Annotated in this window: 11 protein-coding genes and 2 tRNA genes; 7 read left to right on the forward strand and 6 right to left on the reverse strand. The window is 63.2% G+C overall.

All coding sequences use genetic code 11. The features are described from left to right. Nucleotides 1–22 precede the first annotated feature (22 nt). Nucleotides 23–108: transfer RNA gene (locus tag EY713_RS16810), tRNA-Leu, on the reverse strand. Nucleotides 109–269: 161 nt separating this feature from the next. On the opposite strand from EY713_RS16810, the gene EY713_RS16815 reads away from it, so the two are divergent. Then, a complete protein-coding gene (locus EY713_RS16815) occupies nt 270–1,604 on the forward strand; it encodes a multicopper oxidase family protein (protein ID WP_165491172.1) in 1,335 nt (444 codons plus the stop codon). Here the strand turns inward: EY713_RS16815 and EY713_RS16820 are convergent. Beyond that, the gene (locus EY713_RS16820; protein WP_131116988.1) at nt 1,601–3,139 is read right to left on the reverse strand and encodes an NAD(P)H-hydrate dehydratase; all 1,539 of its coding nucleotides are present in this window, start codon (nt 3,137–3,139) and stop codon (nt 1,601–1,603) included. The genes EY713_RS16815 and EY713_RS16820 overlap by 4 nt on opposite strands. A 260-nt stretch (nt 3,140–3,399) precedes the next feature. Between EY713_RS16820 and EY713_RS16825 the strand changes: the two genes are divergently transcribed. The 5 genes from EY713_RS16825 (at nt 3,400) to glpX (ending at nt 8,689) form a co-directional block, all read left to right on the forward strand. Further along, nucleotides 3,400–3,738: a P-II family nitrogen regulator gene (locus EY713_RS16825; RefSeq protein WP_131116991.1), complete on the forward strand. Its 339-nt coding sequence runs from the start codon at nt 3,400–3,402 to the stop codon at nt 3,736–3,738. Between the two features lie 76 nt (nt 3,739–3,814). Then, complete coding sequence (gene glnA / locus EY713_RS16830; protein ID WP_131116994.1) at nt 3,815–5,224, forward strand: type I glutamate--ammonia ligase; 1,410 nt, start codon at nt 3,815–3,817, stop codon at nt 5,222–5,224. Nucleotides 5,225–5,313: 89 nt separating this feature from the next. Beyond that, a complete protein-coding gene (locus EY713_RS16835) occupies nt 5,314–6,237 on the forward strand; it encodes a lytic transglycosylase domain-containing protein (RefSeq protein WP_131116997.1) in 924 nt (307 codons plus the stop codon). Between the two features lie 104 nt (nt 6,238–6,341). Beyond that, nucleotides 6,342–7,649, forward strand: coding sequence for a homoserine dehydrogenase (locus tag EY713_RS16840; RefSeq protein WP_131119858.1), 1,308 nt, complete (start codon nt 6,342–6,344; stop codon nt 7,647–7,649). A 44-nt stretch (nt 7,650–7,693) separates the two neighbouring features. Next, nucleotides 7,694–8,689: a class II fructose-bisphosphatase gene (gene glpX, locus EY713_RS16845; protein WP_131117001.1), complete on the forward strand. Its 996-nt coding sequence runs from the start codon at nt 7,694–7,696 to the stop codon at nt 8,687–8,689. Between the two features lie 79 nt (nt 8,690–8,768). On the opposite strand, the gene EY713_RS16850 is transcribed toward glpX, so the two are convergent. The 3 genes from EY713_RS16850 to EY713_RS16860 all read right to left on the reverse strand — a co-directional run bounded on the left by EY713_RS16850 (nt 8,769) and on the right by EY713_RS16860 (nt 10,998). Then, nucleotides 8,769–8,930, reverse strand: coding sequence for a DUF3309 domain-containing protein (locus EY713_RS16850; protein WP_170314087.1), 162 nt, complete (start codon nt 8,928–8,930; stop codon nt 8,769–8,771). Nucleotides 8,931–9,273: 343 nt separating this feature from the next. Then, nucleotides 9,274–10,602, reverse strand: coding sequence for an MFS transporter (locus EY713_RS16855; RefSeq protein ID WP_165491173.1), 1,329 nt, complete (start codon nt 10,600–10,602; stop codon nt 9,274–9,276). A gap of 84 nt (nt 10,603–10,686) precedes the next feature. After that, nucleotides 10,687–10,998: a Dabb family protein gene (locus tag EY713_RS16860; protein WP_131117007.1), complete on the reverse strand. Its 312-nt coding sequence runs from the start codon at nt 10,996–10,998 to the stop codon at nt 10,687–10,689. Between the two features lie 102 nt (nt 10,999–11,100). Here EY713_RS16860 and EY713_RS16865 point away from each other — a divergent pair, with 102 nt between their 5' ends. Next, nucleotides 11,101–12,279 carry a BaiN/RdsA family NAD(P)/FAD-dependent oxidoreductase gene (locus EY713_RS16865; protein ID WP_131117009.1) on the forward strand — a complete coding sequence of 393 codons (1,179 nt, stop codon included), beginning with the start codon at nt 11,101–11,103 and terminating at the stop codon, nt 12,277–12,279. A gap of 52 nt (nt 12,280–12,331) precedes the next feature. On the opposite strand, the gene EY713_RS16870 is transcribed toward EY713_RS16865, so the two are convergent. Next, nucleotides 12,332–12,407: transfer RNA gene (locus EY713_RS16870), tRNA-Glu, on the reverse strand. Nucleotides 12,408–12,507 lie beyond the last annotated feature (100 nt).

Raw genomic sequence — 12,507 nt, forward strand, 5'->3', positions numbered from 1 at the left:
GTTCCCATGTCAAACAGCTAGTTGGTGCGGGCGGAGGGACTCGAACCCCCACGATGATGAGTCACCGGAACCTAAATCCGGCGCGTCTACCAGTTCCGCCACGCCCGCTTCCGTCGGAAGCCGTCTCGACAAGAGGGGTCTCTTATCACGCGACGCTGGAGATGCAGCAAAAATCTAACTCGCCGCCGGCCTCCCCCCGTGCTGATGATGGTTTGGCCATCAACCGGAACCGAGAAACCGTGTCCCATTTCAGCAAACGATCGCTTTTGATGTCCCTGGCGGGCGCTGTCGCAGCCCTAGTGGCGGGCCGGAGCGGGTCGAGAGCCCAGGCTAATTTAACCAGCGCCACAGGTGGCGTGATACTTAAGCCGGACGCCGTCACCCGCCTCGATGCCCGTGCCGCGCCGGCCCACATGCCAGGGCTCGCCGGATCGCCCCAAATGATCGCGCTCGATGGAACCGTTCACGGCCCTGTGCTCCGAATCAAAAAGGGCGAGCCGCTTGCGGTGATGCTGACGAACCATACCGACCAGCCTATGACGCTGCAGTGGCACGGCATGTGCTGCCCCAATGCGGTCGACGGACTGATTGGCCTCGATGCTCCAGCCATCGCGCCTGGTGCTGGCGCGTCAATTCGCTTCACCCCGATCGATAGCGGCCTGTCGTGGTTTCACGCCGCGATGGTTCCCAATCGGACCAACCAGACGGCGCATGGTGTCAGGGGCGTCCTGATCGTCGACGAAGAACAGCCGCCGACGGTGGATCGCGATTTCCTGGTGTTTCTCGCCGATTGGCCGACGCCCGGCGGCGCTCAAGTGCTCATCAACGGCGGCGGTTTGCCCGAAAATGTCACCATGGCGCCGGGCAGCCGCTTGCGACTGCGCGTGGTCAACGGCTCGACCTCGCTCATCATGTTGGTCGCGATCGAGGGCGCGCGGCCGTTCATCGTCGCCATCGATGGGCAGCCGTCGGAATTGTTCGAGCCGGTGAAGGACATGGTGCCGATCGGCCCTGGCGCGCGCTTCGAGTTCATGCTCGACGTCCCCCGCACAAGCGGAGCGACCATGCGGTTGACCCTTCGCGGCACCGAGCGCGTCGAGGGTGTGCTCGAGCATGATCGCCCTGTCCTCGAGGTGCGAACGGAGGGCCCTGTGCGGGACCAACTCCCGCCGATCGTGGCCTTGCCCCGTAACCCGCGCCTGCCACCCGCCATTCCGCTTGAACGATCGGTGCGCGCCGATCTCGCGATGGAACAGGTCCCCGCAAGTCCTGGAAAAGCCCGTTGGCGGCTGAACGGCACGGCGACGCTGGACCTGCCGGCCCATCCGTTGCTGACCGTGAAGCGCGGCGGCACGGTCACGCTCGGGTTTGCCAATCGGTCGTCCGAGTCCATCGCGCTTCGGGTGCATGGCCACGTCATGCGGCTGCTGCACAGCAAGGATGATGGCTGGGAACCCTATTGGCGCGATTCGGTTTTGCTGCCGCCGCAAACGAGCAATCACGTGGCATTCGTGGCGGATAATCCGGGCAAGTGGATGATCGAGTCGGCGATCTACGATCAAGCCGCCTTCGGTTTGCGCCATTGGTTCGAGGTGACGGCCTAAATCGTTGTTCGGGTCGTCCGATGCAGTGCCGCCAGTACGGGCGGCAGCGCGTCGGGGAGATCCTCGGCGATCAGGCCGATTCCGACATGCCGAGCCGCCGCCGCATGGAGATAGACAGCGGCGCTCGCGGCCTCGAAGGCTGGCATGCCCTGCCCCAGCAACCCGCACACCAGTCCAGATAGGACATCGCCGGACCCGGCGGTCGCAAGCCACGGCGCGTCCGCTTCGGCGATCGACGCTCGGCCGTTCGGTTCCGCCACGACCGTATCGGCGCCCTTCAGCAGCATGGTGGCCCCAAGGCGCGCCGCGCCGGCCCGCGCTCGCTCCAGCCGAGACCCGGACGGACCATCCGCCCCGAACAGCTTGGCGAATTCCCCATCGTGCGGCGTCACGACAACCGGACCCGGCGCCGTCAGGATCAGGGCCCGCAGCGCCGCGCTGTCATCTGCAAAGCTGGTCAGTGCGTCGGCGTCGAGAACCACGGACCGGAGCGGATCTGTTGGGTGCTTGGGCGCTAACGCGCGTTCGACCAGCGCACGCGTTTGTGCGCCGACGCCGAGACCTGGGCCGAGCACGACCGCATTCTTGCGGGTGTCAGCCAAGAGGCTCGTCAGATCGTCGGCGGCGTCGCAGGCTTTCAGCATGATGGCGGTCAGGTGAGCCGCATTGACGCTCAAAGCTTCGGTCGGCGATGCGACCGTCACCAGCCCGGCGCCGACCCGAAGGGCGGCCCGCGCGCTCATCCGCGCCGCCCCCGTCGTCGTCGCGCCGCCACTCAGCACCAGCGCATGGCCCCGCGTATATTTGTGTCCCTCGGTGGTCGGCCACGGGTAATGGTCGATCCAGAGATCGGGGCCATTGACGAAGGCTTGCGGCGCGATCGTCGAAAGCACGACCGCGTCGATCCCGATGTCGGCGAGAATTCGCGTGCCGCATCGGCCGCGTCCTGGCAGCAGCAGATGGCCGGGCTTGTAGCGGAAGAACGTCACCGTGACGGCAGCCTGGATGGCCGGACCTTCGCCGTGAGTGCCGCGATTGCCGTCGAGGCCGGAAGGGACGTCGATCGCGAGAACCGGAATCCGGCTCGCGTTGACGCGATCGACCAAAGCAGCGGCTTCCCCGTCTAAAGGTCGAGACAGGCCCGCGCCGAACAGACCATCGACGATCAGGTCGACCTGATCGAAAGATGCAACGGACGCCGCTTCGACCGGTTCGTGCCATGCCGCGAGGGCCGCCGCCGCATCCCCGCCAAGCCGCCCAGGGTCGCCGAGAAGCGCCAGTCGCACGCGGTGGCCGCTGCGAACCAGGCCTCCTGCCGCGACGATCCCATCGCCGCCATTGTTGCCGGGGCCGCATAACACGAGGATGCGCAAAGACGCCCCGCCCAGCATCGTCTCACAAGCCGCCGCCACGGCTGCGCCCGCGCGGTCCATCAAGATCGAGCCCGGAACGCCGCGTTGCGCCATGAGGCGGTCGGCCCGCGCCATCTCGTCGGTCGTTAGAAGCTCGCCTGTGCCGCGCCGATCAGGGTGCATCGGAGGTTCCTTGTACCGGGGGATCTAGTTCGCTCGACAGTGCTCTCGGTGGTCAGCAGTGTCTTAATTGCCTAATAGTTGAGCGGTATGCGTAGAACGATGGCATAAACGAAGATCGCAAACCATACGTGTCGGATAGCGTGGACGCTGTCCTCGAAGCTGCTTTATGGCACGTCGCATGCTAATGAGAGTTGACTGCAATGCCCGTGACGCGTTGTCGTTGGACGCAAAGCTTCTCCTACGCCTGAGTCGACAATCGCATGAAAAAGATCGAGGCCATCATCAAGCCCTTCAAGCTGGATGAAGTGAAAGAAGCGCTTCAGGAAGTCGGATTGCAGGGCATCACTGTGACCGAGGCGAAGGGTTTTGGACGCCAGAAGGGCCACACCGAGCTCTACCGCGGCGCCGAATACGTCGTCGACTTTCTTCCCAAGGTGAAGATCGAGATCGTTCTGGCCGACGAGATCGTCGAGAAGGCCGTTGAAGCGATCCGGAAATCGGCGCAGACGGGACGGATCGGCGATGGCAAGATTTTTGTATCGCATATCGAGGGGGCGATCCGCATCCGGACCGGTGAAACCGGCAACGACGCGATCTGATCCACTTGGCTGAACGTTACCACGACCGCTCCAGCGGTTCGTGCGCGTGTACTTGTGATGAATAGAAAGGACCGACATGAAGACCGCCCAGGATGTCCTCAAGGCGATCAAGGACAATGATGTCAAATACGTCGATTTCCGCTTCACCGACCCGCGCGGCAAGTGGCAGCATGTGACGTTCGACATCAGCATCGTCGACGAGGACGCATTTTCGGAAGGCATCATGTTCGACGGATCGTCGATCGCTGGTTGGAAGGCGATCAACGAGTCTGACATGACGTTGATGCCGGATCCGGAAACGGCCTGTATGGACCCGTTCTTCTCGGCCTCGACGATGTCGATCATCTGCGACGTGCTCGAGCCCGCAACCGGAGAGCCCTATGGCCGCGATCCGCGCGGAATCGCCAAGAAGGCCGAAGCCTTCCTGAAGTCGAGCGGCGTGGGTGACACGATCTTTGTCGGTCCGGAAGCCGAGTTCTTCGTGTTCGACGATGTACGCTTCAAGTCGGATCCCTACAACACGGGCTTCATCCTCGATTCGATCGAATTGCCGAGCAACGGCGACACGGCTTACGAGGGCGGCAACCTCGGCCATCGCATCCGCACCAAGGGCGGCTACTTCCCGGTCCCGCCGATGGATTCGGCTCAGGATATGCGCGGTGAAATGCTGGCCTCCATGGCGTCGATGGGCGTCAAGGTCGAAAAGCACCATCACGAAGTCGCTTCGGCACAGCACGAGCTGGGCATGAAGTTCGACAAGATGACGCTGATGGCCGACGGCATGCAGATCTACAAATATTGCATCCATCAGGTCGCCAACAGCTACGGCAAGTCGGCCACCTTCATGCCGAAGCCGGTCTTCGGCGATAACGGCTCGGGCATGCACGTGCACATGTCCATCTGGAAAGATGGCAAGCCGGTCTTCGCAGGCGACAAATATGCCGATCTGTCCGAAACCTGCCTGTTCTACATCGGCGGCATCATCAAGCATGCCAAGGCGCTGAACGCCTTCACGAACCCGTCGACGAACTCCTACAAGCGTCTCGTCCCGGGCTACGAGGCACCGGTGCTGCTGGCTTATTCGGCCCGCAACCGGTCGGCATCCTGCCGCATTCCGTATACGTCGAACCCCAAGGCCAAGCGCGTCGAAATCCGTTTTCCGGATCCGACAGCGAACCCCTATCTCGCTTTCGCGGCCATGCTGATGGCCGGCCTCGACGGCATCGCCAACAAGATCCATCCCGGCGATGCGATGGACAAGGATCTTTACGATCTGCCTCCGGCAGAGTTGAAGCAGATCCCGACCGTTTGCGGCTCGTTGCGCGAAGCACTCGAGAGCCTCGACAAGGACCGTGAGTTCCTCAAGGCGGGTGGCGTGTTCCCGGACGACTTCATCGATTCCTGGATCGAATTGAAGATGACCGAAGTGATGCGTTACGAAATGACCCCGCATCCGGTTGAATTCGACATGTACTATTCGTACTGAGAGCGAACCGACGCAGTGTTGAAAAGCGGCCTTCGGGCCGCTTTTTTTATGCTGGATCGTCCCCGCTGGTTGGAGCGTCAAAAGTAGCCATGCGGCTCATGCCCTCCCGCCTTCTCGCGCTTCGGCTTTGCGCCATTCTGCTCGCCTCTTCGCTGCTGACGGAGCGGCCTGATCTTGCTGTCGCGGCGGGCGATCCGGCTCCCGTGGTCGCCGCACCAGCCGCACTGCCTGTAGCGCCGAAAGCTGGAGAGGAAAGCGTCGGACAAGCGCTGTGCCGATTAATCGAGACCTCGGCCGCCAAGGCCAGCATCCCGGTTCCGTTCTTCACGCGGTTGATCTGGCAGGAGAGCAGCTTTCGGGCCGGCGCCGTCAGCCCGGCCGGCGCGCAGGGCATCGCGCAATTCATGCCTGGAACCGCGCGGGAGCGCGGCCTCTCCGATCCGTTCGATCCTGAACAGGCCATTCCGGCCTCGGCCGCCCTACTGGCCGACCTCGTGCAGCGTTTCGGCAATATCGGCCTAGCGGCGGCGGCCTATAATGGCGGGCCTGCTCGCGCAAGCGCCTGGTTGTCCGGCAAGGGAGGGCTGCCGTTTGAAACGCAGGACTACGTGCAACGCATTACCGGGCGCAGCGCCGAGGATTGGGCTGCCGATCTCAAGGGTCACGCTCCGCCGCCGCTGCAGCCGACCCCGTCGTGCCAGCAGATCGTCGCGGACCTCCGGTTGACGACGAGTACCCGTCTCGTCGCCGAAGCGCCCTTCGCGCCCTGGGGGGTGCAACTGGCGGGCAATTTCTCGAAAGCACGGGCTCTGGCGAGTTTCGAGCGCGCGCGGAGCCGCTATGAGACGATCATCGCCGACACGCGACCCATGATCATCGGGACACGCCTCCGCACACGTGGCACCCGGGCCTTCTATCGCGTGCGGGTGCCGGCCGACAGCCGGGCCGCCGCCAACGATCTCTGCAGCAAGATCCATGCGGCGCATGGCGCCTGCATCGTGTTGCGGAGCTGACCCGCAGGCCGAGATCATTGCTTGCACCCACGAATTCCGGCATGGAGCCATGCTCTATGCCCGTCGAGGCGCAATATCTTCAGGACGATCCGGAAAGTCTCACCATGCTTGCTCCCCTCCGCGTCGGTATCGCGGGTCTTGGAACCGTTGGCGGTTCGGTGCTTCGGCGTCTCGTCGCGCAGCGTGCTCTTCTGGCCCAGCGCACCGGTCGGGACATCACCGTCACGGCTGTATCGGCCCGCGACCGAGCCAAGCCGCGTGACCTCGATCTTGCCGATCTGCACTGGTTCGACGACCCCGTCGCGATGGCGAAGTCCGACGAGATCGATCTTTTCGTCGAGCTGATAGGTGGGTCCGAGGGGCCCGCCAAGGCGGCTGTCGAGGCGGCGCTGCAGTCCGGCAAGCCGGTGGTGACAGCCAATAAGGCGCTGCTGGCGCATCACGGGATGGCGCTGGCGCGGCTCGCCGAGGAGCGCCACGCGGCTTTGGCGTTCGAGGCGTCCGTCGCCGGCGGCATCCCGATCGTCAAGACGTTGCGCGAAGGTCTCGCCGGTAATCAGGTCGAGCGCGTGCAGGGCATTTTGAACGGCACCTGCAACTACATTTTGACCCGCATGGAGGACGAAGGGCTCGCCTTTGCCGACTGTCTCGCGGAGGCGCAGCGGCTGGGCTATGCCGAGGCCGACCCGACCTTCGACGTCGATGGCTTCGACACCGCCCATAAACTCGCGATTCTGGCCACTTTGGCGTTTGGCGTGGCACTCGATATCGAATCGCTGCACATCGAAGGAATTCGCGCCATAACCCCGGCCGATCTCAAGTCGGCAGATGAATTGGGCTACCGCATCAAGCTTTTGGGCATCGCACAACGCGTCGGCACCCGAATCGACGGCCGTGTGCACCCGACAATGGTGCCGAAGACCTCGGCTTTGGCCCAGGTCGGCGGCGTGATCAACGCCGTTACGGTCTTCGCCGACGCCGTGCGTGAATTGACGCTCATCGGCCCGGGCGCAGGCGGGGAAGCCACGGCCTCGGCCGTCGTCGCGGATGTCGCCGACATCGCGCGGGGTGTGCGCTCCGCGCCGCTCGGGCTGCCGGTGGCCGTGCTGGAACAGGCCGACACCCTGCCGCTCCGCGATCACGCCGGCGGTTATTATATCCGTCTGTCGGTGCGCGATACGCCCGGAGCGGTGGCGGCCATCGCGGCCCGCATGGCCGAGCGGAGCATTTCGTTCGAAAGCGTGGTGCAGCGGCACCCGCCCCGGCGCGATCCGGGCTCCTCCGGGACGGTGCCGGTTGTGCTCGTCACCTATCGCACAGTGGAATCGGCCTTGCAGACTGCACTCGACGCGGTCGTGGCGGACGGTTACATCGCCGAAGCGCCGCAAGTGATCCGCATCGAACGAGAGTAGCCGCCGCGCTTCATTGCTTTAGACGACCTAGGGAGATTGAACCGGTGACCGACCTCATCATTCAGCAGCAGGACATCATCGAGCGCATCTTGACGCTCGAACTCGTGCGCGTGACCGAGCGGGCCGCCGTCTCGGCGGCGCGGCTGCGGGGACGAGGCGACGAGAAAGGAGCCGATCAGGCCGCTGTCGATGCCATGCGACGCGAGCTGAACCGCCTGCCGATCGACGGCACCATCGTGATCGGCGAGGGCGAGCGCGACGAAGCTCCCATGCTGTTCATTGGCGAGCGTGTCGGCACGCGCACGGGGCCGAAAGTCGACATCGCTGTCGATCCTTTGGAGGGCACGACACTTTGCGCGAAGGACATGCCCGGCTCGATCGCCGTCATGGCGATGGCGCAATCGGGCGCGCTGCTGAACGCACCCGATGTCTATATGGAAAAGATTGCCATCGGTCCGGGTTACCCGCGCGGCATCGTGCATCTCGACATGACGCCGGAAGAGAACATCCGCTCTCTGGCCAAGGCGAAGGGGGTCAGCCCGGCCGAGATCACGGTCTGTGTTCTCGACCGGCCTCGGCATGAAGAGTTGATCGCGGCCTGCCGCCGTGCGGGTGCGTCGATCCGGCTTCTCACCGATGGCGACGTGGCCGGAATCATTCTCACGTCGCGGTCGCATCAGACTGGCGTCGATCTCTATCTTGGCACAGGAGGCGCACCCGAGGGCGTGCTGGCGGCCGGTGCCTTACGGTGCGTCGGCGGCCAGATGCAGGGTCGGCTGATCCTCGATAGCGAAGCCAAGCGCGAACGCGCCGCCAAAATGGGAATCAGCGATCCGACGAAGATCTACGACATGAAGGACCTCGCGTCCGGAGACGTCGTGGTCGCGGCAACCGGCGTCACCAACGGCGAATTGCTGTCCGGCGTCCAGTTCCGCAAAGACGTGATCGAGACCGAGACGCTGATCTATCGATCGGTCACCGGAACGGTCCGCCGCATTCACGCCGAACATCGCGAACTCGGCAAGTTTCGTCTCGACTGATCACCCGTCAGTCTCAGCAAAACGAAAAGGCCGTGGAGATGATCCACGGCCTTTTTTTATGTCGGAAAGCGAAGTGCCGTTAGTGGAAATTGCCACCGAACAGCAGGTAGAGGATCAGCAGAATGCCGAGGATACCGATGATGCCGATGCCGCCATTGCCATAATAACCGGCACGTCGGCCATAGAATCCGCCGCCGCCGAACAGGACGAGAACGATGATGATCAAAAGAATCAATGTCATGAGAGGCTCCAAATGTTGGCCGAACCACGTCATGAACAAACATGGTCAAGCCGATCGTCTCGTGCGGGCGCCAAGTCCGGATCCAGTGACCGGAGATGAACAACCTTACGTTGGATAAACCCACAAACATCTGAGTGGGTCCACGGTTCGCGACAAAATTGTGGAAAAATTGCGTCAGCTTGACTGTAGACGGTGACCCTACGTCATGCAACGACGTCCCGGTGGGTTGTCGAGGGTCTGCTTCACAACGGCGGTGCAATCTTCGCAACGGAGACACCTCGCCACAGAATCGAAATGACGCAACGGAGGTTTCTGCCGTTGCCGATCGGGAAAATCCCGAGCGTCAAACGGCGCGGTCCATCCGCGACCCCGTCTTGGTGTCGGGCAAGAACAGGTAAACCACGAGCGAGATGGCGATACAGGCGGTGGCGTACCAATAGAAGCCGGTCTCAAAACCGTTCTTCTTGAACGTCAGGGCGACGTAGTCGACCGAGCCGCCAAAGATCGCTGCCGTGAACGCATAGGGTAAACCGACCCCGACGGCGCGGATCGCGGTCGGGAATAGCTCTGCCTTCACGATCGCCGTGATCGACGTGTAGCCACTGACGATCAACCAGGCGAGGCAGATCAACCCCATCGCGACCCATGGGCTTTTCGTATCATGCAGCGCGCTCAGGAGCGGAACGGTGCCGAGCGTGCCGAGCACCCCAAAGCCGACCAGCAATGGCTTGCGGCCGATCCGGTCGGAGATCGCGCCATAGATCGGCTGGAGCATGATGGCGAACAGTAGCGAGACCGCGGTCACCAGCGTGGTCTGGTCGTCTGTCAAACCCACCGAGAGCTTCAGGAACTTCTGCATGTAGGTCGTGTAGGTGTAAAAGGCCGAGGTGCCCCCGATCGTGATCCCGATCACGAGAAGCATTCCGCGCCAGTTTCCGGCGATCAAGCTCCAGAAACTCACGCGCGTCGCATCGGCCTTGGCGGTTTTGAACAGTTCCGTTTCGGCGAGATCGCGGCGCATGTAATAGCCGTAGACGGCCAGAAGAGCGCCGATCACGAAGGGAATGCGCCAGCCCCACGCCTTCAACTGGTCCGGCGTCAGCAGCAGCTTCTGAAGCACCAGCAGCACCACGAGCGCCAGCAATTGACCGCCGATCAGCGTGACATACCAGACGCCCGAGTAGAAGCCGCGATGCTGCGGCTCCGACATCTCGCTGAGGTAAGTGGCGCTCGTGCCATATTCGCCGCCCTGGCTTAGCCCTTGGAGAATGCGGGCCAGCGACAGGATCACCGGCGCCCACACGCCGATCGTCGCGTAGGTCGGGCTGACGGCAATCAGCAAAGACCCAAAGCACATCAGCAAAACCGACCAGGTGAGCGAGGTGCGGCGGCCGAAGCGATCGGCAAAATAGCCGAACAGCAAACTCCCGACGGGTCGCATCAGAAACGCCACCGCAAACAGGGAGGCGGCCGAGAGTTGTTGCGCGACCGGGTCGGTCTGCGGAAAGAACGAGCCGGCGAAATAGAGCGCGAAGGCGGAGTAAGCGTAGACGTCGTACCATTCGATGAGGTTGCCGATCGAGCCGATCAGAATCGAACGGGTCTGTTGCCATCGGCCGACCGGCGCAGCGCCGATTCGGGAAGAGCGTCGCACCATCTCAGTATCGGTCATGGTTCACCGGCTTGCATGAAACGGCGTCGTTGCTGCAAACTTCCAGCTTGGCCTGTGGGACGCAAGGGCTTTGCCGAGAGCGGGTCAATCGACGGTGAAGTCGACGACAGCGAGCCCCGCCGGGCCGTCCTTCACGGCTGAGACGAGCCGCGCGCCGGCCGCTTGATGCGCGGGATGCACCAGATAAGCATCGCGCGCCGCTGCATCTGTAAAATCAACCGTGAATGCGTGCGTGTAATCGCGGCTGAGCCCCTCAGGGCTTTCGTTCGGACCGGCCGAGAAGGCCAGCAACCCTGGTATGACCTGTTGCAGCGCCGCAAGTTCGGCGAGGATGCCGCTGATCTCGTGAGCCGGAACGTCGGCGCGGAGGTGAGCAAAAACGATGTGTCGCAGCATGGCAGTCTCTCTCGTCCATTGTTGCAGGACACGATACATGATCGCGGGCTCGCCGCGAGCGATGCGGGCCGCCTTGAGGCAGCCCATGATCCAGGAGCCAAAGTGAACCGTTACGATGTCGTGGTGCTCGGGGCCGGCGCGGCCGGTATGATGTGCGCTGCCGAAGCCGGGAAGCGCGGCCGCCGCGTGCTGGTCCTCGACCATGCCGATGCGCCCGGCGAGAAGATCCGCATTTCGGGCGGTGGTCGGTGCAATTTCACCAACATCCACGCGGCTCCCGCAAATTTCATGTCGCAGAACCCGAGTTTCTGCATCTCGGCTCTCCGCCGCTACACCGCCGCCGATTTCGTCGCGATGATCGAGCGTCATGGCATCGCCTATCACGAGAAGACGCTCGGCCAATTGTTCTGCGATGGCTCGGCGATGCAGATCGTCACGCTCTTGCGCGACGAGATGGAGCGTCACGGCGCCGCGCTTCGGCTCGGCATCCGGATCGATGCGATCGATAAGGCGGACACCGGCTTCACGCTCATGGTCGATGGCGAGGAGATCGCTTGCGAGGCGTTGGTGGTGGCAACGGGAGGGCGATCCATCCCCAAGATGGGGGCGACCGGCCTTGGCTATGAGATCGCCACGCGCTTCGGCATGCGCCTCGTCGAGCCGCGCCCAGGCCTCGTGCCGTTGCGGCTCGACCCGGCGATGCTGGAACGCTTGCAACCGATCGTCGGCGTGACGGTCGAGGCTGCCACGACCAGCGGCAAAATACGGTTCGACGAAGGCATGCTGTTTACCCATCGCGGCCTCAGCGGGCCGTCGATTCTGCAGATTTCGTCCTATTGGCGCGAAGGCGAGGAGATCACCATCGCGATGGCGCCCCACACGGATGTCTTCGATTCGCTTAGGAGCGCGCGGGAGCGAAACGGCCGCCAAGCTCTGCAGACCGCGCTCGCGACCGTGCTTCCAAAGCGCCTGGCCCAAGTCGTCATCGAGGCTCATCCCGGCCCGATCACGCTTGCGGAATGTTCGGACAAGATCCTTCGGCAAATCGATACGGCGGTGAATCGCTGGTGCTTCAAACCGGCCGGATCGGAGGGATATCGCACCGCTGAGGTCACCGTTGGTGGTGTCGACACGCGCGATCTCGATTCGCGCAGCATGGCGGCCAAAGGCGTGCCGGGTCTCTATTTCATCGGTGAGGTCGTCGACGTGACCGGTTGGCTCGGCGGCTATAATTTCCAGTGGGCGTGGTCGTCGGGCTGGTGCGCGGGACAGGCTGCGTGAGCGAAGGACTGTAGCCGCAGGCCTGAGTGCTCGATGAGGGACGCAGCGCCTTTGGTGCGCCCAAGGGGAATCGAACCCCTGTTTTCGCCGTGAAAGGGCGACGTCCTAGACCGCTAGACGATGGGCGCACAAGCAACGGGTTCAACGAATGGCGATGAACCAGCGACGACCGGACGTATAGCAGAGGTTTTTTCCCTGGCAAGCCGGGTTGGTGGCAAAAGTGTCGCG

This window comes from Lichenihabitans psoromatis, from assembly GCF_004323635.1.
GTDB classification, from domain to species: domain Bacteria; phylum Pseudomonadota; class Alphaproteobacteria; order Rhizobiales; family Beijerinckiaceae; genus Lichenihabitans; species Lichenihabitans psoromatis.